A 24,590-nucleotide genomic window follows, 5' to 3' on the forward strand; every position below is an offset into this window, starting at 1 on the left:
ATGCAGGTGGCAATCGTCACGGGCGCGAGCAGCGGCATCGGGTTCGGGTGCGCGACCAAGCTGGCCGAGAACGGGATGGCCGTCCTCGGGACGGGTCGCGACGAAGCCCGGCTGGCCGAGCTCCAGAAGGCCGTCGGAGATCCGGATCGCATTGCCACCATCGCGGTGGATCTGACCGCCGACGATGGCCCACGGCGAATCGTCGACGCTGCCCTGGACCGCTGGGGGCGCATCGACTTCCTGATCAACAACGCCGGGGTGGGCAGCCCCAAGCCGCTACACGAGACCGATGACGAATCATTGGACTATTTCCTGGGTTTGATGCTGCGGGCGCCGTTCCGGCTGGCGCGTGAGGCCGTGGTGCACATGAAATCCGGCTCGGCGATCATCAACGTGACGTCGACGTTCGCGGTCGTCGGCGGGTTGCGGGGTGGGGCGTATTCGGCGGCCAAGGGTGGCCTGACATCGCTGACACGACACATCGCCTGTCAGTACGGGCCGCTGGGCATCCGGTGCAACGCCGTCGCTCCCGGGGTGACGCTCACTCCGATGGTGGCCACCCGTCTGGAGGACGAGCGGTTCCGCAAGATCAACACGGAGATGACGCCGTACCCACGGCTGGGTGAGGTGAACGACATCGCGAGCACGGTCGCCTTCCTGTGCTCGGACGGTGCGAGCTTCATCAACGGCCAGGAGATCGTCGTCGACGGCGGCTGGACGTCGACCAAGTACCTGTCGGACTTTGCATTGAACTCGGAATGGGTTGCCAGGTGAATCTTTTCGGCTTGCTCGATCAGGCCGCAGCCCGCTTCAGCGACCGCGGAGCGGTGTTCTGCGGTGAGCGCCAACTGCATACGTGGAGCCAGCTGCGCGAGCGCTCGCTACGGTTGTCCGCCACCCTCGGCGAACCCGGAACACGTATCGCGATCGCCAGCGAGAACCGGCCCGAGATCGTCGAGCTCATGTTCGCGACCTGGGCTGCGGAGTGCGTGTTCGTACCGCTGAATTACAAGCTGCATCCGCGCGAGATGGAGCAGATCCTCGATGATGCCGGCGTATCGCAGGTGTTCGCGTCGCCGAAGATCGGCGCGGAGTTGGAGGGCGCCGAAATCATCAGCAGTACTGCCTATTCCGAGCGCCTCGCTGCCGCCCCCAAAGATCCGCCGCGCATCACCGATCCGTCGACGCTGGCATGGCTGTTCTACACCAGCGGGACGACCGGCCGCTCGAAGGGCGCGATGCTCACGCACCGCAACCTGATGGCGATGACCGTGTCCCATCTCGCCGACTTCGACTCCCCCGACCACAACTGCAGCCTGGTGCACGGCGCACCCATGTCACACGGGTCGGGGCTCTATATTCCACCGTACGTGTTACGCGGTGCGCGGCAGGTGATTCCGGAGTCCGCCGCGTTCGAGCCCGAGGAGTTTCTCGACCTCTGCGAGCACCATCCGGGCTGCAGCGCCTTCCTGGCGCCCACCATGGTGCAGAGGTTGGTGCAGACCGGCCGGTCGTGTCCGCGCAATCTCAAGACAGTGGTCTACGGCGGCGGGCCGATGTATGTCGAGAGCCTGAAGAAGGCGATGGCGGCATTCGGGCCGATCTTCGTCCAGCTCTATGGCCAGGGTGAGGCGCCGATGACGATCACGGGTTTGCGGCGGGCCGACCACATCGACGCCGACGATGCCATCCTGGGGTCGGTCGGGTACGCGCGGTCGGGTGTGGACGTCGCGGTGCTGCGCGAGGACGGCAGTACGGCCGCGACGAGCGAAATCGGCGAAATCGTCTGCCGCGGAGACGTTGTCATGTCCGGCTACTGGAACAATCCGGAGGCCACCGCAAAGACGCTGCAGGACGGCTGGCTGCGCACCGGCGACATGGGGTCGTTCGACGAGCGCGGATACCTCACGCTGCGCGACCGTTCCAAGGACGTCGTGATCAGCGGTGGCAGCAACATCTATCCGCGCGAAGTGGAAGAGGTGCTCCTGGAGCATCCCGGCGTGCAGGAGGCCGGCGTCGTCGGTGCGCCCGACGAAGAGTGGGGCGAGGTCGTGGTGGCGTTCATCGTCGGCTCGGCGTCGCCCGAGGAACTCGACGCGCATCTGCTCGAGCGCATCGCCCGGTTCAAGCGACCCAAGCGCTACGAGTACATCGACGAGCTGCCGAAGAACAGCTACGGCAAGGTGCTCAAGCGAGCGCTGCGAGAGCGGCTGGCCTAGATAGCGCGAACAGACGCAAAACTGCCCAATTTCCGCCCAAAAAGGGCAGTTATGCGTCTGCTCGGCATAGGAATTGTTACCACATCAGGCCGCGGACCATCTCGGCCGGCGGGATATCCTCCACCGCAATTAAACCCGCTGGGGCGCGGCACACCCAATCGATGACGTTGACCACGCGCGCTGCGGTGGAGACGCAGCCCGCCTCCGTCACATCGAGCACCGGGTCGGAAAGGTGCGTGTTGAGTTCGACCCGCGGATCGCCTTCGACGATTACGCGATGCACACCGGTCTTCCCGTCGGGCGGATACTCCCAGTCCGGCGCAGACACAGCGGTGAGCCGCGTGATGTGCTCCATGGTGATCACCGGAACGCCGTCGCGCACACCCTCGACGGCGAAGCGCACCGCGGCCATCCCGCCGGGCTCGACCGTCGTCATCTTGCATTCGATACGAGTCGGGGTGTACCAGCGCTCGATGCGCTGACGGACGTCGTCGAGCTCGACCCCGAGCTGGTCTGCCAGATTGCGCACCGGGCCGCCCCACATCGACGTCAGCACACCGGGCAGATAGAACACCGAATCCTCGCCGCCCTCGGGAACACCGAAACCCATTGACTTGCCGGTGAACTCGTAGTCGTCGTAGTTGGCGTAGTCGAAGATCTCCTGAACCAGGATCGACGACGCGCGGGTGACGAGGCTCAGTGCGGAATGCACCTCGGTGTCCCCCGAGAAGCCGGGGTCGATGCCGTTGACGTACAGCGACGCGTTACCGGCCTCGCAAGCCTGCTGCAGAGGCTCCCGTAGCCAGTCGTCCGCCTGACGCGGGGCCACCAGCCACACCATAGAGCTGCCCACCACGTTGATGCCTGCGGCCAGAAGCTTCGTCAGCTGTTCGATGGCTTCCATCGGCCGCGTCTCGGCCTGCGCGGTGTAGACCACGCAGTCGGGCTTCAGCGCGATCAGCGCATCGATGTCGTCGGTGGCGATGACCCCGGTCGGTTGATCGAGCCCGCAGAGCTCCGCCGCGTCGTGTCCAATCTTGTTCGGGCTGGCGGCATGTACGCCGACCAACTCCAGATCGGGCCGGCCGATGATCGCCCGCAACGAATGAACGCCGACGTTGCCGGTGGAGAACTGAACTACTCGTCGCATCGTGGCGTCCTTGCTCAGTAGTCGGGGATGGGCAGCGGCGAGTTGTTGGAGTCGATGCCGCCGTCCACGTGAAAGATCGCGTTGGTCGCATAGCAGTCGCGCGTCGAAAGATACACGCACAGCCGGCCGAGATCCTCGACATCGCCGAGCCGGTGCAGCGGCGTGGCCTCCATCATCTTCTCCAGCGAGCCCGGCATCAGGTCCAGGCTGCCCTGCAGACCGTCGGTCGCGAACGAGCCGAGGGCGATGGCGTTGACACGGACCTTCGGCGCGAGTTCCTGCGCCATGGCGCGGGTGAGCGCCTCCAACGCGCCCTTGGCCGTGCAGTAGGCGGTCAGCGCACGGATGCCGAAACGCGCTGAGCCCGAGGAGATGTTGACGATCGACCCGTGTCCGGCGTCGATCATGTGCCGTGCGCACAGCTGGCTCATGATGAACGCCGATGTGACGCACCAGTCGAACGTGTGCCGGAAGTCCTCGTCGGTGATGTCGAGAAACCTCGCATACGTGGAGCCGCCCACATTGTTGACGAGGATGTCGATGCGGCCGAAGCGTTCCATCGTGGTGTCGACGACGCGCTCGCCGTCGGGGCGGCTCATCGCGTCGGCGACGAGCGCGAGCCCCTTGCCGCCGGCCTGCTCGATGCCCTCGATCGTCGCGACGATGTCGGACTCCGTGCGCGCGGTGCCGACGACCGTCGCGCCCGCCTCGGCCAGCACCCTGGCGATGCCCTGGCCGACGCCCTTACCGGCGCCGGTGACGATTGCGACCTGACCATCCAGCTTGAACTGCTCCAGCGCCATGCGCGCTATCTAACGATCTAAACTGACTGAAGTCAACAACTGCGGCGACTAACCGATACTGTTGAACCATGGCAGTGGTAGACAGGCCGTCGGCACGTGAAACCAAACGTCTGCAGACTCGCGAGCGCCTGATGGGCGCGGCGATCGCCGAATTCAAACGATCCGGAATCGCGGCCGCCGACGTCGGCGCGATCGTCGCGGCTGCGGGCGTCGCACACGGCACGTTTTTCTTCCATTTCCCCACCAAGGAGCACGTTCTGCTGGAACTGGAGCGGCGGGAAGAAGAGCGGATCGCCAAACAGCTCAGCCGCTTCGTGAACGCCAAGCCCGACCTTCGCGACACCCTCGACGAGGCGGTGCGCCTGGTCATCGGACTGGAACGCCGACTCGGCGCGGTGTTGTTCAAAGACTTTCTGGCGCTGCACTTCTCACAGACCCGTCCCATTGACGAGAGCAAGGAGCACCCGGTCATCGTCACACTCGCCCAGGAAATCGAGCACGCCAAGGAGCGCGGGCTGGTGGATCCCGGTGTGAGCCCGATGAATAGCGCGGTGTTCTTTCTCCTGGGACTGTACGCGCTGTTGACGACGACGCACGAGTGGCCGGCTCAGGCCGCGATGATCGATGACTACGTGACGAGGACGCTGCGCAGTATTGAGGCGCGCTAGTTCATTGACTATAGTCAGTTTGTGTGAGCCTGGCCACGTCGAACTTTCCTGGTAGCGGCCTCGACGATCACGTCGAAAAGTCGCGGCTGGCCCAGCGCCAGGCCGATAGGTGGTTGATCTCCGGCAGCATCCTGATCGGCACCGCAGCCCTCGGGATCTTCGGCCTGCCGCTGTTCCTGCGCGGAGTCTGGTTACTACGCAAAGCCCAGCGCGACGGGCTGTCGGTGCGCCCCATGCTCGTCACCCTGATCGGCTATCTGGTGATCATCGACGCGGCCATCAACACCGTCGGGTGGGCGCTCGACCTCGTCGCCAACCACACGATCCTGGCCCGAATCCTGTTGAACGGCTGGGGTGCCATGTTCGACGCCGGCTACTTCTGGCACTACAACGAACTGTGGCTGGGCGGCGCTGCGGGCCCGGGCGAGAAGGCAATGGAAGTCGGCATGATCCTCACCGTCTTCACCATGCGGATCGCCGCCGCCATCGGCTTCCTGCAGATGAAGCGCTGGGGCCACCAGTGGATGATCGTCACCTGCTGGATGGGCGTACTGATCTGGTGCCTGTACGTGTTCAACATGACGATGTACGCCGACGTCCGCTTCGCCGGGGTGGTATTGCCCGTCGTCGGCTGGTGGCTCTACGACATCTTCTACATCACCCCGTTCCTCGCGATTCCGTACCTGCACTCGGTCAACCGCGAAATCTTTTCCGACTGAGAGGAAGTCAGTTCATGGGTTATCTGTGGGAGATCCTTCGATACGTCGCCGCCTGGGGCGGCACGATTCTCGTCATCGCGTTCTGGTACTGGATGTTCTCCAACATCGGCACGTTCTGAGTCTCGATGGCTGAGCTTTCCGGTGCGCATGCGATGGCGCTCGAACGTAGTTGCGCCGTGGCGGCCGTCGTACTGAGCGAGCAGCGCCGCGACGGCGTGCGGCTGGTCACCGGCCAACACCGCACCTTCGGGTTGAACACGACACTGCGCTACGTCCATGTGCCCTACCCCGCCATCGGAGGCGACTGGACCCAAAGAACCCTGACGTGCGGTGTGGCACTGCAGTGTTCGCCGTCGAAGGAGAAGCTGACGGAGTATCGGCTCAACGAGCTCTCGGCGCGAGAACTTCGCGCGCTCACCCTTGTCGAGGCCGGCGTCGCGCTCGGATGGGTCGCGGCGCGCTGGCCGGGCCTGCTCGCCGAGCTGCGTCGCGTACTGCCCGATCTCCAGATCGCCGACGCCGACATGACTGCCGAGCAGATGCTCAACCGCGCAATCACACTGGCGAACAGCGACCGCACTCTTAGCGTCCATCCCCTGCTGGGCAGCCTGCCAGTGGCCTACACGATGCCGCAGGGGCTGACCGACAAGCTGCGTCGGACGTTCGGCAGAATGCCTTGGACCACAACACAAAAGCGGCTGCCACGCCCGCATTCGGTGCCTGTCGGCGGCGACGGTGGGGTGCGCAGCACCAATCTGCCGCCCCCGAGCCGGCCCCAGGACAACGACCTCGACATCACCCCCGATCACCGGCCCGGCATCCCGTATCCGGAGTGGAATGCGTGGACCAAGAGCTTCATGCCCGACCATGTCGCGGTGCTCGAGCGCGCGTACACCGCCAATGCGCCGCAACAGGTGGCCATGACCGCCGATCTGCGAAAGTGGTTCGAGGAACATACACACCGGGCGATGACGAACCGCCTCGAAGACGGCTCGGACATCGACGTCGAGCAGTACGTGCGTCACTACATCGACATGGCGACCGGCGAAGCGGCCGAACCGCGGATCTTCCGCGAGCTGCTGCCGGCCAGCCGCGATGTCACCACCGCGCTGCTGCTGGACGGCAGTTCGTCGCTGGGGGTGCACGGCGGGCGGATTTTCCAGCTGGAACTGGCTTGCGCTGACGCGCTTTCACGAGCCATGAAGCTGGCCAGGGAGCGCCACGGCGTGTTCGTTTTCACCGGCAACACCCGTCACCGCGTCGAGGTGCGCTGCCTGAAGGACTTCGACGATCCGCGATTCGTCCCGCCAAGCGGGCTCGGGCTGGAAACCGGCGGCTACACCAGACTCGGTGCGCCGCTACGTCATTTGACCAGCCGGCTGTTGGCGCAGCCGTCCGAGCGGCGGCTGTTGATCGTTATCGGCGACGGCCTGATCTCTGACGAGGGCTACGAGGGCCGATACGCGTGGGCGGACGCGGCGCATGCCGTCGAAGAGGCCAACGACGCCGGTGTCTCCGTCTATTACGTCGGCGTGGGGCCCACCCGCGTCGACCCACTGCCGGAAGTGTTCGGGCCCAAGCGTTCTCAACGTATCCGACGAGTTGAAGAGCTTCCCCGGGTCCTCGCCCACGTTCATCGAGAGTTGGTGGCCGCATGAGCGAAGCTTGCGAGCGAATATTCAACACAGCATGCGGCCGCCGAACCTGTGAGGTGGCCGCATGAGCGAAGCTTGCGAGCGAATATTCAACACAGCATGCGGCCGCCGAACCTGTGAGGTGGCCGCATGACCGACACGTATTTCGCCAACGGCAACGAAGTCAAGCTGTTCGAGCAGGCTTATCACCGGCGCATCCCGGTGATGCTCACCGGTCCGACCGGGTGCGGTAAGACCCGGCTGGTCGAGCACATGGGCCTGCTGCTGGGCAGGCCCGTCGTCACGATCAGCTGCCACGACGACCTCACCAGCTCCGACCTTGTCGGCCGGTTCATGGTGACCGGCGGTGACGTGGTCTGGACCGACGGCCCGCTCACCCGCGCAGTCAAAGCAGGCGCGATCTGCTATCTCGACGAGGTGGTGGAGGCCCGCCACGACTCGTTGGCGGTGCTGCATTCGCTCACCGATCATCGTCGCGCCCTGTATCTGGACCGGGCCGGCGAAGTGGTCCGGGCGCCAGACACATTCATGCTCGTGTGCAGCTACAACCCCGCCTACCGCAGCTCGCTCAAGGAGCTCAAACCGTCCTTCCGGCAACGGTTCGTCACGCTGGCCATGACTTACCTTCCGCCCGAGCGGGAGGCCGACGTGGTGGTCGCCGAAACCGGCGTCGACCCGGCCACCGCGCAGCGGCTGGTGCAATGCGCGGTGGCGATCCGCACGGCTGACGCGGCGTTTCATTTCGAACCGCCGTCGACCAGGGTGCTGGTCACCGCCGCGCAGCTGATCGTCGCCGGCGCAACCGAATTGGAGGCGGCCGACGCCTGCATCCTCGCACCGCTGAGCACCGACGGCGCCATCACCGACGGACTACGCGAAGTCGCGGCGGCCTGCCTGGCCGACGCAGAAATCTAGGAGGGACGCTATGGACCAAAAGGAACGCAAACGTAAGCGGGCGCTGATCGTCCTGCAGATCGTCATCTACGGCTATCTGCTGACGATGTTCCTCATCCAGCTGTACATGTCCTTCGCCCGCGGGTGGTGGGAGTTGTGACAGCCACCGAAGACACCGCCTCCGTCAGCCTCGAAGACCACCAAGAACAGTCGCGGCTGGCCCAGCGGCGAGCCGACAAATGGATGATCACCGGCGCCGCCCTGATGGGCATGTGGGCTCCGGGAATCATTGGCTTGCCGATCTTTTTGCGCGGAGTGTTTCTGCAGCGCGACGCGGCCCGCGCCGGTCTGTCGATGCGGCCGATGATCGTCACGCTGATCGGATACCTCGTGCTGATCGACGGGATGCTCAACAGCCTGGGATGGGCGCTCGACCTGGTCGCCAACCACACGTTGATCAACCGCGTGCTGATGGTCGGCTGGGGCGCAATGTTCGACGCCGGCTACTTCTGGCACTACAACGAAGCGTGGGTCGGCGGCGCCGCCGGACCGGGCGAGAAGTCCATGGTGTTCGGAATGATCCTCACGGTCTTCGCGATGCGGTGCGCCGCCGCGATCGGCTTCCTGCAGATGAAGCGCTGGGGCCACCAGTGGATGATCGTCACCTGCTGGATGGGCGTGCTGATCTGGTGCCTGTACGTGTTCAACATGACGATGTACGCCGACGTCCGCTTCGCCGGGGTGGTATTGCCCGTCGTCGGCTGGTGGCTCTACGACATCTTCTACATCACCCCGTTCCTCGCGATTCCGTACCTGCACTCGGTCAACCGCGAAATCTTTTCCGACTAAGGAGCAACCATGACAACCACCGACGAAAAAGTTGAAGACCTGCCACCGGGCACCACGCCCTACTACGCGCGGATGCACAAGTGGATCAAACGCGCGGTACTCGTGTGCCTGGTTGCGCTGGTCATCGAGGGCGCCTTCACGCTGCCGTTCATGGCGGTCTACTACGGCTACCCGACGCTGAGCCTCACCGAGATCTGCAGTGAACTGCTGAAGGTCCGCTACTCCGACGACACGTTGGAATGCAAGTATCCGTACCCGCCGCTGGGACCGCCGGAGGGCGCCGAGGGCAAGGACACCGCACAGGACGAGTGGGGCATTCAGCCGGTGCCGAAGTACAACCGGATCGGGTTCCGCGAGCTGGTGCAGATTCACAGCGAAAGGGAAGCGAGAGAAGCAACATCCGAGCAGCAAGGCTCCCCGTGACCAGATCCCTTGAGGAGCATGCGCAGAACTGGGATCTGCGACACGAGGACTTCGGCGACAACGACCTGCTCTATGACGTCTACACGGTGATGCGCGAGAAGTCGCCGTTCGCCCACACCGACGCGCCCTTCCTCTTCGCCAAACCCGAAGGCGCATGGGTGGCCACGCGGTACGCCGAGTGCTACAAGATCCTGCAGGACTGGGAGCACTTCTCGAGCAACCCGACCCCGGAGGGGGCCGAAAAACTTACCGGTGACATGCTGGTCACACTCGACCCGCCACGGCAGCAGAAGTTCCGCAAGGTGCTCAACCCGTACTTCTCGCCGGCACGCATGAAGGCGCTGCGACCGCAGATCGCGGCCGAAACCGACTGCCTGATCGACGAATTCATCGAGGACGGCACCGGTGATCTGGCCCAGGTCGCATGGCGGCAACCCGGCATCGTCTTTTTCAAATACGTCCTCGGCATGCCCATCGACGACGTCGGGTTGTGTATCGAGTTGACCGACACCGCGCTCAACGGCGACACCGAGGACGCCCGCATGGCCGCGTGGGGCGGGATGTATCAGCATCTGCACGACGCGATCTCGGCACGCACCAGCCAACCGCCCCAGGACGACATGATCGACGTGCTGCTCTCTGCCGAGATCGACGGCGAGAAGCTGTCATTCGCCGACATCGTCACCAATGCGATGCTGTTGGTGCAAGCGGGTCTGGAAACGACTGCCAGCGCGATGTCGTTCGCATTCCACTATCTGGCAACGCATCCCGAGGACCGCGACCGGCTCGTGCGTGAACCCGACATCCTGCCGAGGGCCGTCGAAGAGTTCATCCGGTTCGCGGGATCGATTCACGGCCTGCCCCGCACAATCGCCAAGGAAGTCGAGTTGAGCGGGCACACCTTCTGCCCCGGCGACTCGGTCCTCGTCAACTTCGCCTCCGCCAACCGCGACACCGCGGTGTTCCCCGACGCCGACCGCTGCATCCTGGACCGCCGCGACAACCGGCACCTGGGGTTCGGCGCTGGTGTGCACCGCTGCCTCGGCTCCAATCTGGCCCGTCTCGAATTCCACGTCGGGCTCGAACGGGTGCTGGCCCGGCTGCCCGACTACACGCCGGCGCCCGGCGGCGAAGCGGTGTTCCACGGCAACTCGGTGACCCGCGGATACCGCCAGATTCCGGTGGTGTTCACGCGCGGGCGACGGTGTGCGGCATGACGTATCGGGTCGTTCAGTGGACGACCGGCAACGTCGGTAAGCGATCCGTGCGGGCGGTGGCGCTGAACCCCGAATTGGAGCTCGTCGGCTGCTACGCGTGGTCCGACGACAAGATCGGCCGCGACGTCGGTGACCTGTGTGGCATCGAACCGCTCGGCGTCAAAGCGACCAACGACGTCGACGCTCTGATCGCCTTGAAGCCCGACTGCGTGGTCTACAACCCGATGTTCGCCGACGTCGACGAGATGGTGCGCATCCTCAGTGCCGGCATCAACATCGTGTCCACCTCGGAGTTCATCACCGGCCACTTCCTCGGCGAGGGCCGCGATCGCATCGCCGAAGCATGCGAACAAGGCGGATCGACCGTTTTCGGCAGCGGCATCAACCCCGGCTTCATCCAACTCTTCGCCATCGTCTCGGCCGGACTTTCGGAGCAAGTGCGAAAGGTCTCCGTCACCGAGGCCATCGACACCACCATCTACAACTCGCCTGCTACCGAAAAGCCCATGGGGTTCGGCTATCCCATCGACACACCAGACCTCAAGGTCAGCACCGAGAAGGGGTCGGGCATCTTCCGCGACGGCGTGCTACTGGTCGCCGACGCCCTCGGCGTCGAGCTCGACGAGGTGCGCTGCGACGTCGACTACGCCCAGACCACCGAAGACCTCCATTTGCCAGGGGACTGGACGATCGCGAAAGGCTGTGTGGCGGGCGTCGACGTCGCATGGAAGGGCATCGCCGGCGGCAAAGAGGTCGTCGAGATCCGGGGCCGGTGGCGCAAAGGCCAGACGCTGCAACCCGATTGGAAGCTCGACATGGGCTACACCGTCGAGGTGGTCGGGACGCCGACGATAAAGACCACCCTGAGTTTCCTTCCGCCGCCCGATTTCGTCGGCGAGACCTTGGACGACTACATCATGCTCGGCCTGTCCATCGTCGCCATGCCGGCGATCACCGCGATACCCGCCGTCGTCGCCGCGCCGCCCGGCATCGCAACCTACAACGACCTGCCCCTGCTATTGCCCCGAGGTGTTGTCCATGTCTGACAAGACATATCGAGTACTCCAGTGGATGACGGGTGACGTCGGACAGGTCGGCGTGCGGCACTTCGCCGACAGCCCGGTGTTCGACCTCGTCGGCGTGCTCGTCCACAGCCACGACAAGGTGGGCAAGGACGCCGGGGAGATCGCCGGTATCGCACCCATCGGTGTGACGGCGACCGACGACGTCGAACAGATCATCGCGATGGACGCCGACTGTGTGTTCTACACCCCGATCATCATGGACGTCGACACTGTCTGCCGACTGTTGCGCTCCGGCAAGAACGTCGTGACCACCAGCGGATTCTTCTATCCGACAGCGAACTTCGCCGCGGACGGTGAAAAGATCCGCAAGGCCTGCGAAGACGGTGGCACATCCTTTCATGCCGGCGGCATCCACCCCGGCTATGCGGGCGACATCCTGCCACTCACCCTGGCCCGCGTCACCAGCAAGATCGAGAACATCAGGGTCATCGAAGTCGTCAACGTGCTGACCGACGCACCGCTGGACCACATCGACTGGCTGGGCTTCGGCAAGGAAAGGAACAAGTTCCTCACCGAACCGACCATCCTCGGGTTGGGCACCGTCTTCTTCGCGCAGTCGATGTACATGCTCGCCGACGGCCTCGGCATTGAAATCGACGACGTCACTGCCGATTTGGAGGCCGCAGTCGCCACCCAGGACATACCGCACGAGTTGGGCGCGATTCCATCCGGGACGGTGGCCGCCCAGCGCCATCAGTGGACGGCACGCGTCGGAGGTGAACCGCTCATCGTTTTTGAGGCGCTCTACACGACGACGAGTGCCGACAAACTGAACCCGCCATGGGATTTCGGCAAAACGCGATACCGCATCGTGATCGACGGAGATCCGCCGTCCGAGCTCACCCTGCAAGGCGTCGAGCGGCCGGACGGCACAAAGACACATCCGGGTTACGACTGGACGGCGATGGGCGCCATCAACGCGATCCCCGACGTCTGCGATGCGCAACCGGGCTGGCTCACCCACTTCGACCTCGGGCTGCTCCGGCCGAGGGGGTTGGTACGGAAATGACGGACACGTCGCAACTGCATCACGTCGTGTTCGCGGTGGCCGCCGAGCACCACGAGACGGCTGCGAAGATGTTCACCGACCTCGGGTCTCGTTTCGAGACCGTCGAACTCGCCGAACTAGGCGTCACCGTCTACCTGGACTGGAACGGCGGAGTCGAGGTGATCAGTGCCGTGCCAGGTTCGACCAACGAAGTCGCCGGCCACGTGCGCGACTTCGTCGAGCGTCACGGCGCCGGCGTGTACACCGTCGTGCTGCGGCTGCCGGACGCATCCGACGCCGAAGCGGTGGCGCAAAGCTACGGCTCGAAAACCCGCTTTCGACAGAGCTTCTCCGGCGACGGCAGCTATCTCGACGAGATCGACCTGTCGGTGCTCGGCCTTCCGCTGACCTTCCTGTCGACGAACGTGCCGTGACCGTCAACGCCGCCAAGCCCAGCGTCTTCGACGCCGACCTGCCCACGCTCGCATACGACGTCACCGACACGCCGCAACAGATCTATCCCCAGTTCCGCGCCGCGCAGCAGGTCGCCCCGATCGCGCTGGGACCCATTGGGCCCGAAGTGCTCTCGTATGAACTCGCCCGAACAGTTCTTCGCGATCCGGCGTTCGTGGTACCGCAAGGCATCCATCTTTCGGCGCACGGCATCACCTCGGGTCCGCTGTGGGACCGGGTGATCCGCAGCATCCTCAACATGGAGGGCGACGAACACCGTCGGTTACGCAGCCTGGTGTCGAAGGCCTTCACCCCACGGGCCACCGCGCGCATGGACGACACCATCCACAGCGTCATCAACGAGCTCATCGATCGCGTCGCCGACACGGGCAGTTGCGAGTTCGTCGCCGACATCGCCCGTCCCTACCCGATCCCGATCATTTGCGCGCTGCTCGGCGCGCCACGTGAAGACTGGCAACAGTTCTCCCGGTGGGCCGAGGACATTTTCAAGATCGTCAGCTTCGATTGCGACCTCGCCGCCGAAGAGCCCGTCGTCCTCAAGGCGTGGGGCGAGTTCGACGACTACATCGATGATATGGTCGCCGACAGGCGCCGTCACCTGACCGACGACCTGCTCTCCGAGTTGATCCGGATCGAAGACGGCGGCGACCGGCTCGACGCCGGCGAACTGCGCATGCTGGCGTTCAGCATCCTGGTGGCCGGCACCGACACCACCCGCAGCCAGCTCGCCGCGTCCATGCAGGTGCTCTGCGATCACCCCGAGCAGTGGGCGCTGCTTCGGGACAACCCGCAGTTCGCGATGCGCGCCGTCGAGGAGACGATGCGGCATTCACCGTCGATGTGCAGCACCGTCCGCAGCGTCATCGAAGACGTCACGATCGGCGAATACACCTTTCCGGCAGGCACTTTCATCATCGTGAACACCTACGCGGCCAACCGGGACAACGCGATCTACGAGGATCCGACGCGTTTCGACATCACCCGCGACGACCCGCCGCCGATCCTGACGTTCGGCGGCGGAGTGCACTACTGCCTGGGCGCCAACCTGGCCAGGCGTGAACTCGCGGAGGCCCTCGTCATCCTCGCCCGGCGTCTTCGCAATCCGCGCTGCGCCGGCACGGTGCCGTGGAAGCCGCTGCTCGGTCTTTCCGGGCCGACCAGCCTGCCCATCGAGTTCGACTCCGCGACAAAGGGATAGCTGACGTTCCCCCCGCGAGCAGGAGAACCTAGGCCGGGGCGAAGACCGCCTTGAACTTGTTCAGCGACTCCCGAATATCGCCCTTGAGCGCCCCGGCGACCACCATGCCGATCGGCCCGAACAGCGCCGGCCCACCCAGGTGCAGGTCCATCGACACGGTGGATCCGTCACCGTTTGGCTTGACCTTCGCGAGCAGTTTGACCTTGACGCCGCCCTTACCGTCGCCGTTGAGCGTCATCGCCTCGGGTGGCTTGTAGTGGACGATGGTCCACTTGATCCGGTTGAGCATGCCCTTGACTTCGACGATGGACTCGATGACCGTGCCCTTGTCCAATGTCTCGGGCAGCTTGGACCGCCACATGCGGTGGATGGTCAGCCACTCCTTGTAGCGGGACAGGTCAGAGGCGCACTCCCATGCCTTCTCCGGCGGCAACGGGACATCAACGGAGACGGAAAGTTTGGCCATACGTCAGGGGTTCTGCGGGTTGGTCTTGTCGACGGCCTTCTTCGCGGCGTCCTGCACCTTGTCGACGTGCTGGGCGTATTTGCCCTGGGTCTTCTGGTCGACGATGTCGCCGGCCTTGTCGATCGCGGTGTCCACCTTGTCGGCGTTCTTCGACAGCAGGTTCTTCACCTTGTCCATGAATCCCATTGGTTCACCCTATCTAGTTGGCAACACTGGCCATTCTTGCGGTTTCCAGCTATCTCCACAAGCGCCGCTGTTCGCCCAGCAAGGCGCCCTGCACCCACCACGCGACCTCGATGATCGCGGCCCCCACCAGGCCGATTCCCAGCGCCATCGCGGTGATGGCCAGGTTGGACGGGTCCAGCATGAACAGCCGCTGGGCCAGCGGAATCGCGAAGATCACCACGTAGGCCAACCCCGACACGGCCACCAGCGCCACCCGCCACCACTGGTAGGGCCGGGCCACCACGGCCAGCACCCACAGGGCGGTCACCAGCAACGTGATCAGCGCGGCCGTCGACGCCTGGGTCTGCTCGGTCGGAGTGGCCTCGCGCCCCTGGTAGGCCGCCAGATACGACGCGAACGTGGCGATGCCGACCACCAATCCCGACGGCAGTGCCGAGGTCATAACGCGGCGCACGAATCCCGGGTGGGCACGTTCGTTGTTCGGCGCCAGCGACAAGATGAACGCCGGGATGCCGATGGTGAACCAGGCCGCGATGGTGACGTGGATGGGTTGGAACGGGTACAGCAGCGGATCGGACCCGAAGAACCGCGACGAGAGCCCCGCCAGACCCACCAGCACGGCCAGTAGCACCGAATACACGGTCTTGGTGAGGAACAGGTTGGACACCCGCTCGATGTTGCCGATCACCCGCCGCCCCTCGCCGACCACGTAGGGCAGCGTGGCGAACTTGTTGTCCAGCAACACAATCTGCGCGACGGCACGGGACGCCGAACTACCCGAGCCCATCGCCACGCCGATGTCGGCGTCCTTCAGTGCCAGCACGTCGTTGACGCCGTCACCGGTCATCGCGACGTAGTGGCCACGCGATTGCAGGGCGTGCACCATCGCGCGCTTCTGATCCGGCCGCACGCGGCCGAACGTGGTGTATTCCTCCAACGCGTCGGCGAGCCTGTCGGGTTCGTCGGGCAGTTGACGGGCGTCCATCGTGTCGCCCTGCAGGCCAAGTGAGCCGGCCACCGCCCCGACCGACACGGCGTTGTCACCGGAGATCACCTTGACCGAAACATTCTGCGAGGCGAAGTAATCCAAGGTATCCCGGGCGTCGGGCCGGACGCGTTGCTCGAGGATGACCAGTGCGACCGGGGTGACGGCGCCGGGCGCGTCCGGATGGTCGACGGGCACGTCGGACGAGCCGAGCAGCAGCACGCGCAGCCCCCGCGAGCCGATCTCCTCGGCCAGCTCGGCCGTCTCGGAGTCCGGGGCGAGCAGCACGTCGGGCGCACCGATCACCCAGTNCCGGGCGCGTCCGGATGGTCGACGGGCACGTCGGACGAGCCGAGCAGCAGCACGCGCAGCCCCCGCGAGCCGATCTCCTCGGCCAGCTCGGCCGTCTCGGAGTCCGGGGCGAGCAGCACGTCGGGCGCACCGATCACCCAGTTGCCGTGTTCGGCGTAGGAGCTGCCACTCCATTTGGTCGCCGATTTGAATGGCGCCTGGGCCGTCGACGTCCAGCCGGGGGGCTCGTCGTAGGCCTCCGCGATGGCCTGCATGCTGGCGTTGGGCCGGGTGTCGTCAGCGGCCAACTGTGCCAGCACGTCGGCAATGTCCGTTTCGGTCAGCTGTTTGAGATCGCTGACCCGCATGCCGTTCTCGGTCAGCGTGCCGGTCTTGTCGGCGCACACCACATCCACGCGGGCCAGGCCCTCGATGGCGGGCAACTCGTTGACCAGACACTGCCGCCGGCCCAAGCGAATCACGCCGACCGCGAACGCGATCGACGTCATCAGCACCAACCCTTCGGGCACCATCGGCACCAAAGCGCCGACCATCCGCAGCACCGACTCACGCCAGCCGGCCCCGGTGGTGAACAACTGGGTGTAGATGATCAGCAGACCGGCCGGGATCAGCAGGTAGGTGATGAATTGCAGGATTTTGTTGATGCCACTGCGCAGTTCGGATTTCACCAGGGTGAACTTGCTTGCTTCCTCGGCGAGTTTGGCGGCGTAGGCCTCGCGGCCGACCTTCGTGGCCCGGTAGGCGCCGGTGCCGGCGACGACGAAACTGCCCGACATGACATGGTCGCCGACGTCTTTGGCGATCGGATCGGCCTCGCCGGTGAGCAGCGACTCGTCGACCTCGAGGTTGGTCTCCTCCACCACTTCACCGTCGACGACGATCTGGTCGCCCGGCCCGAGCTCGATGATGTCGTCGAGCACCACCTCGCTGGGCATCAGCTCGCGCGTCCCGGATTGCCTGCGCACCAACGGTTTTGTCTGCCCGACGATGGCCAGCTTGTCCAGGGTCTGCTTGGCGCGGATCTCCTGGACGATGCCGATCGCGCTGTTGGCGATGATCAGCAAGCCGAACGCGCCGTTGATCAGCGAGCCGGTGGACAACACGATCAGCAACAAGACACCCAGGATGGCGTTGATACGGGTGAACACGTTTGCGCGCACGATGTCCGAGACGCTGCGCGCCGCCCGCGTCGGCACGTCGTTGGTCTTGCCCTCGGCGACCCGCTGGGCGACTTCGGCATCGGTCAGACCCGAAGCGACGACAGTGGTCATCGGGTGAACACTCCTTTGCCGAAGTCGTCGTAGTACTCGAGCGTCAGGCGGCCGTCCTCAAAGGTGGCCTTGGAAACGGTTCCCGGCGGCGCGTTTTCGGTGACAAACGAGAATGTGAACACGTCGCCGTCCCAATGGTTCAGCCTAAACACGCCGCGCGGGCCGAGGGCGAGCTGTAGTTTTCCGTCCTTCTCGGTGACCCGCGCGGGACCCCAGTAATCGTTGTCATAGGTCCCGGCGTACGACGAAAGCGGCGCGGCCGGTGCGGGATTGGCCGGGGGCTGCTGACCCACAAGTTCGCCGACCGGTTCCTCCATCGGCGCCATCAGACCGTGATACAGCCCGTACCAGTCCGCACGCACCTCACCGAACTGCACGAGGTCGGCGAACATCGCGGTGAGTGCTTCCGGTACGCCCGACGGAGTGGCGTTGGTGAGCGCGACGATCGCCACGTCGGCCGACGGCAGCATGACGAAGTTGGTGCCGGCGCCCAGCTCGAAGGCACCCGAGTGGCTGAGTTCCATCCGCGCCGCCGACGTCGGGGAGACGTTGAAGCCGTACCCGTAGAAGCCTGACCGCATCGCCGGTTCGGTTGCACGGCTGGACACGATCTGCGGGGTGACCGCGGGCAGCAGGGCTTCCGCGTCGACGATCTGCTTGCCGTCGAGGCTCCCGTTGCCCAATACCATTGCCAGCCAGTGGGTCATGTCGTTGACCGACGAACTGACCCCGCCCGCGGGTGCTTGAGATTGCGGATTGCGCACATACAGCGGCTCGTAACGGTCTTCGACATGGATATGCCCGACGGCCCGGTTCGCCCGAGCCTCGTAATCGGAGAACCGCGAGCTCGTCGATGTCATGCCCAACGGTCTGTACAGCACCTGTTCCGCAAGGTTCTCCCACGACCTGCCGGCCCCGACGGCGACGGCCTCCGCGCCGGCGGTGAACCCGAAGTTGGTGTAGGCGTAGGAAATTCGGAAGGGTTCCAGTGGCAGTTGCCGCAACCGTTCGAGCGTCTGGCGACGGTCATAGCCCAGGTCCTCGAGCATGTCGCCGGCGTGGTCGGGCAGCCCCGAACGATGCGACAACATGTCGCCGACGGTGACCATCCGCGTCACCACCGGATCGGACAATGCGAACCACGGCAGCTTCTCGACAATCGGCGTATCAAAAGCGATCGCGCCCGCCCCCACCTGCTGCGCCACCACGGTGGCCGACAGCGGTTTTGACAGTGAAGCCAGCTGAAATACCGTGTCGGCGTCCACCTTCTCGCCGCTGCGCACGTCGCGCACGCCGAAACCCTTGGCGTACATCGTTTTTCCGCCATGTACGACCGCGACTGCCATGCCTGGGATGCCGGACTTCGTCATCAGCTCGTCGGCCATCCCGTCCAGCTCCGCGACCGCGTTCGACACGGCGTTCTCGGGCAGCGGAATGGCCGGCACGAGCGGTGGCGGTACGTGTGACAGGTTCGGCTTGGGTTCTGCGGACTCCGACGAGCAGCCCGCCACCAGCAACGATGTGGCGACCAGGACGCTGGCCACTGCTTTCATGACAGAACCGTAGCTCTAACCTGCCGCGGAAGCGGCCCCCTCCATCAAGCAGGAGGGGGCCGGTTCCGCCGGATGTCAGCTGGTGCTGTCGGAGTCGGCCTCACCGCTGCCGGCACCGCCTTTGGTGTCGTTCTCGCCTGAGGCATCGCCGTCGCCGCGTCCGCTCAGATTCCTGAGCGAGGTATCGACGCGGTTCTGCAGGTCGTTGAAGCCCTGCTCGACCCGAGTCGCCGTGCCCTCAAGCGCAGCCTTGAGGCGTTGGCCCGGGCGGCTGGCCTTGGCTCCGGCCTCACCCGGCGTCGTCTTATTGCCGTCGGACAGGTCGGTGGCGCCATTGGCTGTCAAAGTTGACGTTTCATCCTCGCCTTCTTTGCCCTCATTTCCGTTGGCGGCCAGATCATCTGCGGGCGGCGCCTCCTCCGAGGGCACCTTGACCGACACGGACTGGTTCGACATAGAAGGCAGCGCCGCAGGTCCGTCTTGGACGTCAGTCGCCACCTGAGTGCTCGGCGCGTCGCTGGCCGGCTCGGTCTCGAGACTCGGGAAGGTCAGCTTGGTCAACGGGTTACCGCCACCGTCCCAGCCGGTCGCGCCCGCGATGATGTGCGACAGGCTGGCCAGCGCCCCTAGCGGCCCGACCGGAACACCCCGGAGCGTCCAGGGTGATGGGGAAGCCGAGCGCGTCACTTGTGATCGAGAGATCAATGGAGTTGAAGATCGAACCGCCGATGCCGCCTCCGCTTACTACCTCACCGACGGGGATCGTATTGGCCGCGGTTCCCGGGCTGAGCAGCCCGCCGAACGCGATCCCCAGTCTGTTGATGGTGGTGCCTTCCGGCAGCACGCCCGCTCCAGCGATAAGCGGCACCAGCGCGTCGAGGTTGAGGGTGGCCCCGTTGAGGAAGCCGTCGACGACGTTGGCCGGGAGGTTGAGTAGATCCCCGTCCAGAATGCTGTTGAGGGCCGCCACGCCCGGGCTGACCACCGGGCCCGCCAAACCGATCAGGACACCGCTGATCGGTGACGCCAGGAAATGCTCCCCGATGCCGCGGCTTGGAACGCAGTGACAGCAAACCCACCTCTATCACGTTGCACATCCGGCCCGCTGGCTACGAAGCACTGCGCGAACATGGATGCAACTGCAAACGAATGACAGGAACTGACACGAAATGCTCCGGATTCCGAACCCACTGCTCGACAGTCAGCACACACGCCGGCGACAGCGACAAAGTGGTTGCTCTTGGCAACTAACCGCGCTGGGCCGGCGACAATCATCAGCGCGGGGGTGCTCGTCGAACTGTCAGGATCAATACCCGGCCGGTTTTTCGGCCTCACAGGAGCACGCGATCGGCGCGATCCCATTGTCAGACTGACAACCCGTGGAGACTGTCGGTCCGGTGTGATGCCGCGATGCATACCAACTCCGTCGCCTGCCCCGGCTGCGCGTTTTGCAACAACGTGGCCGACTACGCCAGCACGTCGCCCCGATGCGCCCAGTGCCGGCGGTGGCTGGTGGATCGATCAAGCCGCACGCGCGCCCGTCGCGTTCACAACTTTGTAAGCACGGGACCGTCCGAGGGCGAAATGGCCGCGCTGAGCACGCGCACCGCACTAATCAACCCATCCATCAGGTCGTCGCTCATCTTGAATGCCGAGGTGGCGGCGGCCACCGCGAGCGGCGCGGCCGTTTCTCCCCCGCGGCCCCGGACACCGGCGCCGTAGACGACCTCGGCGCAGCGCCGGTTGGGGTCGACGGCCAGCAGCACTGCATTGTTGGGGGTGGGTACCCGAGCCAGGATTTCCCGGGCCCGCCGAGCGGGATTGTCCCCGAGGTCGCCGATATAGACCGCCAGCCGCGCCTTAGCGGCCCGCGACCCGTATTTCAGCGCGTTGTCGAGCGTCACCAAGTCCTTGATCCGGAACGGGTAATGCAGTGTGGCCCGCGAAGGCTCCGCCGCGCCCGATATCCGTCCGCTCGCCGTGACCGCGAATCCCGTCGGCAGCTGCGGCTTCGCGACCCGATCGTCTGACGTCGCAGGGGCCCCATTCCGCTCCACCATGGTCTGGGTGTCTGCCTGCGCATCCTGTGCCACGTCGGCCCTCCTGCCACCATGGTGGCGATTCGCCGTGTTTGCGTCGTCGCACTCGCAGCACGAGATGCGGCCGCCATTTTCACCCTGTCGGGAGCACGCCGCCGAGGGATCTGCGGAGCAGACTCATGAGTCTGTCGCATCGACGTAGACCCTAGAGGCACGAAATGACCGATCACTCAACCCATCCCACGACGAGCACCCCCGACGGGCGAGTTGCTTCGCCTGCCCGCCAGGTGATCGCCACCTTTGACAAATACGCCGACGCCGAGCGGGCCGTCGACCGCCTTTCCGATCAGGGGTTCGCCGTGTCGCGAGTGGCCATCGTGGGCCGCGATCTCCAGTTGGTCGAACAGGTCCTCGGCCGGCTGAACTACGGCACAGCCGCGTTGCGCGGCGCGGTGCCCGGCGGGTTGGTCGGCGCGCTGATCGGGTGGATCTTCGGGGTTTTCAGTTGGGTTGAACCGTTGATCGGCGGACTGGTGTTGGCCGGATACGGCCTTGTCATCGGCGCTGTCATCGGCGCCGTCGTCGACATGGTGGTGCACGCGCTGCAACGCGGCCGCCGTGATTTCCACGCGGTGAGCGGCCTGGTGCCTCAGCACTATGACGTGGTGGCCGACGTCGAGGTTTCCAGTCAGGCAATGCGGCTACTGCACAACGAGAACCAATAGGAGGTAAACGATCATGACGCTTCCCGTGCGACGGACGCCTGCGCCCACGCAGCCGGATCGGTGGCATCCCTTCCGGGAACTCGAAGACCTGTACTCGCAGATGGATCGCCTGTGGCAATCGGTCGTCGGCGCTTCGGCAACCGACGGCGCATGGATGCCGTCGGCCGACGTCACCGAGACGAAGGACGACTACGTCGTCGAAGTCGAATTGCCCGGCGTACGCCGTGAGGACGTCGACGTCGAGCTCACCGGCAATGAACTGGTGGTGTCCGGGGAGTTGAAGGAGCGCAAGCGCGAAGGCATGTTGCGCCGCCGGACCCGGCGCGTCGGACAGTTCGAATACCGCGTCACGCTTCCGGGTGAGATTCGGGAGAACGATGTCAAGGCTTCACTGGCACAAGGGATCCTGACCATCCAGCTGCCCAAGGCGGGATCCCAGTCGAGAAAGATCAAAGTGATCGAGGCCGGCGAAGGGTCGAGCTAGCGTAACGAGATCATTCCCCGAGCGGGTAATCGCGCAGCCCACGTAACACCGAGCTGACAAACGAGTAGAACCCCTCGGGGCCGGTCGCGTGGTCCTTCAGGTGAACCGTCGTCACGTCGCTCGACTCGAACACCTCCCTGACGATCTGGATCCGCTGCTCGAGGTCGAGGCCTCCCCCGATGATCACGTGGTGGATCTGGGTCTCGCGAAGGGCCGCGCGCACGTCGTCAATCCCGGTGCCGCCCAACAGCCGAACGTTCGGCAGATCGAGCTGCTTCTGCACATCCTCGACGACGACACCTTTGCGGCCGACCAGCAGCACGTTCATGTCGAATGCGCCTACATCCGCCACCACGGGTCGCCCGCTGACGTGCCAGGGCCCACCCGCTGACCGGGTTTGGGCACCGTCACATTGATGCCGTCCGTGTCAGCTGCGCGCAGCAACCTTTCGACGGGTTCGGCCCACGGATGCGGCGCCAGCCGGAACGTCGCCCAGTGAATGGGCACCAGCAGTCCCGAATCGGCCTCGGCGATGTCGAGGTGCGCGCGGACCGCCTCTTCGGGATTCATGTGGATGTCCGGCCAGGCCGGGTGATAGGCGCCGACCGGTAACAGCGTGAGGTCGAAAGGCCCATGGTCCGCGCCGATTTCGGCGAAGCTCTTGGTGTAGCCGGTGTCGCCGCCGAAAAACGCGCGGTGCCGCGGCCCGACGATCACCCATGATGCCCACAGCGTGGTGTTGCGGGTGAACAGCCGGCCCGAGAAGTGCCGAGCCGGTGTGCACACCAACGTCAACTCGCCGATCTGATGGCTTTCGTGCCAGTCCAATTCGACGATGCGGTCCTCGGGAATGCCCCATTTGCGCAGATGCGCGCCGACGCCCAGCGGCACCACGAACGGTGCGCGCTGCGTGCGCGCCAACCCGGTGATGGTGTCAATGTCGAGGTGGTCGTAGTGGTCGTGGCTGACGACGACGGCGTCCACCGCGGGCAGTGCCTCCAGCGGCACGGGCACCTCGTGCATCCGCTCCGGGCCGACCGTCCGCGACGGCGAGCACCGTCGGCTCCAGATGGGATCGGCGAGCACCCGGTACCCGTCGACCTCCACCAGCGCGCTCGAGTGGCCGTACCACGAGACGGCCAGACCGGCCGCGGTGACGTCCGTCGTCGCCTGCTCGGCCAGCGGGATGGGCCCCGGGGGACGGCCGGTGTTTCGGGCGTCGACGAGTTCACGGATGAGCAGTCGCTGCTGCTCGCGATCCAGGCTCAGGGTCGACGCCGGGTCGATGTTGACGAACGCGCCGTCGCGGTAGTGCGGGGATCGCCGCGCCACCGCCTGTATCTCCGCGGGCGACGCGCCGAGCGCCGCCGGTGCGCCGTGTAGCGCGCGCAGCGCCCAGCCACCGGCCAGCAGTGAAGCCGTCCCGAACCCGAAGCGCAGCGCCGCCCGCAGCACCGTCAGGCTCCGGTGAACCTTGGCGGACGCTTCTCGATGCGCGCGACTTGCGCCTCGATCACGTCCTGGCTCGACCATGCCCGGTCGAACAGCTCCTGGTGTTCAGGCCATGGCTCCTCGTAGGCGCCGTCGTCGTTGAGCACTCGCTTGGCGTGCTGCAACGCCAGCGGCGCGTAGCCCGCAATCTCGGCTGCCCACGCCTGCGCGTCGGCCAGCGTGCCGAGGCGGTTGGCCATTCCGGTCTGCAGTGCGACGTCGGCGGTGAGCCGTTCGGCGGCCAGCAGCATGCCCCTCGCCCGGCCCGCACCGACCAATGACGTCAACCGGCGGATGCTCCAGTTATCCAGTGCCAGACCGTATTTCGCGACCGGAAACTGGAAGAATGCGTCGGGCGCGACCACCCGCAGATCACAGATCATCGCGAGGATGACGCCCGCTCCGATCGCGGGCCCGTTGATCGCGCCGATGACTGGCACCGGCACCTTGTCGATGGCCAGATTCAGCGCCTTGGCCTTGTCGGGCAGCTGCTCGGCCATCCCCGCCGCATCCGTGAGATCCGCCCCCGAGCTGAACACGCCGCCCTGGCCGGTCAACACGATCGCGCGGACGTCCTCGGTGGCGGCCTTCTCGACCGCCTCACGCAGGCCGTCGACGAGCTCGCTGTTCAGGGCATTGCGCCGCTCCTGGCGCTGCATCTCGAGGGTCATCACCTGACCGTCGCGGGTAACACCAATCATTGGTAGTCAGGGGCGCGGTGTCGGCAAGGCAGACC

General features: G+C 65.3%; 27 protein-coding genes and 1 pseudogene. 16 read left to right on the forward strand and 12 right to left on the reverse strand.

Annotated elements, in window-relative coordinates; translation table 11 throughout:
- Positions 1–774, forward strand: a complete 774-nt coding sequence (locus CWS39_RS13210) for an SDR family NAD(P)-dependent oxidoreductase (protein WP_102143363.1) — start codon at positions 1–3, stop codon at positions 772–774.
- On the forward strand, positions 771–2,219 hold the full coding sequence (locus CWS39_RS13215; RefSeq protein WP_102143405.1) for an acyl-CoA synthetase: 1,449 nt from the start codon (positions 771–773) through the stop codon (positions 2,217–2,219). Before CWS39_RS13210 ends, CWS39_RS13215 begins: the two co-directional genes overlap by 4 nt.
- Before the next feature lie 76 nt (positions 2,220–2,295).
- Here CWS39_RS13215 and CWS39_RS13220 read toward each other — a convergent pair whose 3' ends face one another.
- Together CWS39_RS13220 and CWS39_RS13225 are read right to left on the reverse strand one after the other, a co-directional pair.
- Entirely contained in the window at positions 2,296–3,369 is a 1,074-nt protein-coding gene (locus CWS39_RS13220) for an NAD(P)H-dependent amine dehydrogenase family protein (protein WP_102143364.1), read from the reverse strand.
- A gap of 14 nt (positions 3,370–3,383) precedes the next feature.
- Entirely contained in the window at positions 3,384–4,172 is a 789-nt protein-coding gene (locus tag CWS39_RS13225) for an SDR family NAD(P)-dependent oxidoreductase (RefSeq protein WP_102143365.1), read from the reverse strand.
- A gap of 68 nt (positions 4,173–4,240) precedes the next feature.
- Here CWS39_RS13225 and CWS39_RS13230 point away from each other — a divergent pair, with 68 nt between their 5' ends.
- From CWS39_RS13230 to CWS39_RS13280, 12 genes are all read left to right on the forward strand, one after another.
- On the forward strand, positions 4,241–4,840 hold the full coding sequence (locus tag CWS39_RS13230; protein WP_102143366.1) for a TetR family transcriptional regulator: 600 nt from the start codon (positions 4,241–4,243) through the stop codon (positions 4,838–4,840).
- 23 nt (positions 4,841–4,863) lie between these two features.
- On the forward strand, positions 4,864–5,559 hold the full coding sequence (locus CWS39_RS13235) for a hypothetical protein (RefSeq protein ID WP_233213496.1): 696 nt from the start codon (positions 4,864–4,866) through the stop codon (positions 5,557–5,559).
- A 125-nt stretch (positions 5,560–5,684) separates the two neighbouring features.
- Positions 5,685–7,217 (forward strand): nitric oxide reductase activation protein NorD, encoded by a 1,533-nt coding sequence (locus tag CWS39_RS13240; RefSeq protein ID WP_102143367.1) that lies wholly within the window; start codon positions 5,685–5,687, stop codon positions 7,215–7,217.
- 126 nt (positions 7,218–7,343) lie between these two features.
- Entirely contained in the window at positions 7,344–8,129 is a 786-nt protein-coding gene (locus CWS39_RS13245; RefSeq protein WP_102143368.1) for a CbbQ/NirQ/NorQ/GpvN family protein, read from the forward strand.
- A 10-nt stretch (positions 8,130–8,139) separates the two neighbouring features.
- Complete coding sequence (locus tag CWS39_RS30040) at positions 8,140–8,268, forward strand: hypothetical protein (RefSeq protein ID WP_255413009.1); 129 nt, start codon at positions 8,140–8,142, stop codon at positions 8,266–8,268.
- Entirely contained in the window at positions 8,265–8,957 is a 693-nt protein-coding gene (locus tag CWS39_RS13250) for a hypothetical protein (protein ID WP_102143369.1), read from the forward strand. Before CWS39_RS30040 ends, CWS39_RS13250 begins: the two co-directional genes overlap by 4 nt.
- A gap of 9 nt (positions 8,958–8,966) precedes the next feature.
- On the forward strand, positions 8,967–9,380 hold the full coding sequence (locus CWS39_RS13255; RefSeq protein ID WP_102143370.1) for a hypothetical protein: 414 nt from the start codon (positions 8,967–8,969) through the stop codon (positions 9,378–9,380).
- Positions 9,377–10,597, forward strand: a complete 1,221-nt coding sequence (locus tag CWS39_RS13260; RefSeq protein ID WP_102143371.1) for a cytochrome P450 — start codon at positions 9,377–9,379, stop codon at positions 10,595–10,597. Before CWS39_RS13255 ends, CWS39_RS13260 begins: the two co-directional genes overlap by 4 nt.
- Positions 10,594–11,643, forward strand: a complete 1,050-nt coding sequence (locus CWS39_RS13265; RefSeq protein WP_102143372.1) for an NAD(P)H-dependent amine dehydrogenase family protein — start codon at positions 10,594–10,596, stop codon at positions 11,641–11,643. The genes CWS39_RS13260 and CWS39_RS13265 overlap by 4 nt, the downstream gene beginning before the upstream one ends.
- A complete protein-coding gene (locus tag CWS39_RS13270) occupies positions 11,636–12,691 on the forward strand; it encodes an NAD(P)H-dependent amine dehydrogenase family protein (protein ID WP_102143373.1) in 1,056 nt (351 codons plus the stop codon). The genes CWS39_RS13265 and CWS39_RS13270 overlap by 8 nt, the downstream gene beginning before the upstream one ends.
- The gene (locus tag CWS39_RS13275; protein ID WP_102143374.1) at positions 12,688–13,104 is read left to right on the forward strand and encodes a hypothetical protein; all 417 of its coding nucleotides are present in this window, start codon (positions 12,688–12,690) and stop codon (positions 13,102–13,104) included. The genes CWS39_RS13270 and CWS39_RS13275 overlap by 4 nt, the downstream gene beginning before the upstream one ends.
- Entirely contained in the window at positions 13,101–14,342 is a 1,242-nt protein-coding gene (locus CWS39_RS13280; protein ID WP_102143375.1) for a cytochrome P450, read from the forward strand. The genes CWS39_RS13275 and CWS39_RS13280 overlap by 4 nt, the downstream gene beginning before the upstream one ends.
- A 28-nt stretch (positions 14,343–14,370) precedes the next feature.
- On the opposite strand, the gene CWS39_RS13285 is transcribed toward CWS39_RS13280, so the two are convergent.
- From CWS39_RS13285 to CWS39_RS13320, 7 genes and pseudogenes are all read right to left on the reverse strand, one after another.
- The gene (locus CWS39_RS13285; protein WP_102143376.1) at positions 14,371–14,808 is read right to left on the reverse strand and encodes a type II toxin-antitoxin system Rv0910 family toxin; all 438 of its coding nucleotides are present in this window, start codon (positions 14,806–14,808) and stop codon (positions 14,371–14,373) included.
- Positions 14,809–14,811: 3 nt separating this feature from the next.
- On the reverse strand, positions 14,812–14,994 hold the full coding sequence (locus CWS39_RS13290) for an antitoxin (protein WP_102143377.1): 183 nt from the start codon (positions 14,992–14,994) through the stop codon (positions 14,812–14,814).
- Between the two features lie 49 nt (positions 14,995–15,043).
- Positions 15,044–17,562, reverse strand: a pseudogene (locus CWS39_RS29565) (cation-translocating P-type ATPase).
- Positions 17,559–19,115 carry a serine hydrolase gene (locus tag CWS39_RS13305; protein WP_102143378.1) on the reverse strand — a complete coding sequence of 519 codons (1,557 nt, stop codon included), beginning with the start codon at positions 19,113–19,115 and terminating at the stop codon, positions 17,559–17,561. The pseudogene CWS39_RS29565 and the gene CWS39_RS13305 overlap by 4 nt, the downstream one beginning before the upstream one ends.
- 75 nt (positions 19,116–19,190) lie before the next feature.
- Positions 19,191–19,676 (reverse strand): hypothetical protein, encoded by a 486-nt coding sequence (locus CWS39_RS13310; protein WP_102143379.1) that lies wholly within the window; start codon positions 19,674–19,676, stop codon positions 19,191–19,193.
- A gap of 4 nt (positions 19,677–19,680) precedes the next feature.
- Positions 19,681–20,160, reverse strand: a complete 480-nt coding sequence (gene gjpA / locus CWS39_RS13315; RefSeq protein WP_306768833.1) for an outer membrane porin GjpA — start codon at positions 20,158–20,160, stop codon at positions 19,681–19,683.
- Positions 20,161–20,662: 502 nt separating this feature from the next.
- Positions 20,663–21,175, reverse strand: a complete 513-nt coding sequence (locus CWS39_RS13320; protein ID WP_102143407.1) for a DUF5130 family protein — start codon at positions 21,173–21,175, stop codon at positions 20,663–20,665.
- A 197-nt stretch (positions 21,176–21,372) separates the two neighbouring features.
- Between CWS39_RS13320 and CWS39_RS13325 the strand changes: the two genes are divergently transcribed.
- Both CWS39_RS13325 and CWS39_RS13330 read left to right on the forward strand, forming a co-directional pair.
- Positions 21,373–21,879, forward strand: coding sequence for a general stress protein (locus CWS39_RS13325; protein ID WP_102143381.1), 507 nt, complete (start codon positions 21,373–21,375; stop codon positions 21,877–21,879).
- Positions 21,880–21,892: 13 nt separating this feature from the next.
- Entirely contained in the window at positions 21,893–22,363 is a 471-nt protein-coding gene (locus tag CWS39_RS13330) for an Hsp20/alpha crystallin family protein (protein ID WP_102143382.1), read from the forward strand.
- A gap of 10 nt (positions 22,364–22,373) precedes the next feature.
- Here the strand turns inward: CWS39_RS13330 and CWS39_RS13335 are convergent, their stop codons facing one another.
- The 3 genes from CWS39_RS13335 to CWS39_RS13345 are packed head-to-tail and all read right to left on the reverse strand — an operon-like array spanning position 22,374 to position 24,555.
- Positions 22,374–22,718, reverse strand: coding sequence for a hypothetical protein (locus CWS39_RS13335; protein WP_158240344.1), 345 nt, complete (start codon positions 22,716–22,718; stop codon positions 22,374–22,376).
- A complete protein-coding gene (locus CWS39_RS13340; RefSeq protein ID WP_102143384.1) occupies positions 22,703–23,818 on the reverse strand; it encodes an MBL fold metallo-hydrolase in 1,116 nt (371 codons plus the stop codon). Before CWS39_RS13340 ends, CWS39_RS13335 begins: the two co-directional genes overlap by 16 nt.
- Positions 23,819–23,820: 2 nt before the next feature.
- Positions 23,821–24,555, reverse strand: coding sequence for an enoyl-CoA hydratase (locus CWS39_RS13345; protein WP_102143385.1), 735 nt, complete (start codon positions 24,553–24,555; stop codon positions 23,821–23,823).
- Between the last annotated feature and the right edge of the window lie 35 nt (positions 24,556–24,590).

This window comes from Mycobacterium hubeiense (assembly GCF_002838065.1).
In the GTDB taxonomy this organism is placed as follows: Bacteria; Actinomycetota; Actinomycetes; order Mycobacteriales; family Mycobacteriaceae; genus Mycobacterium; species Mycobacterium hubeiense.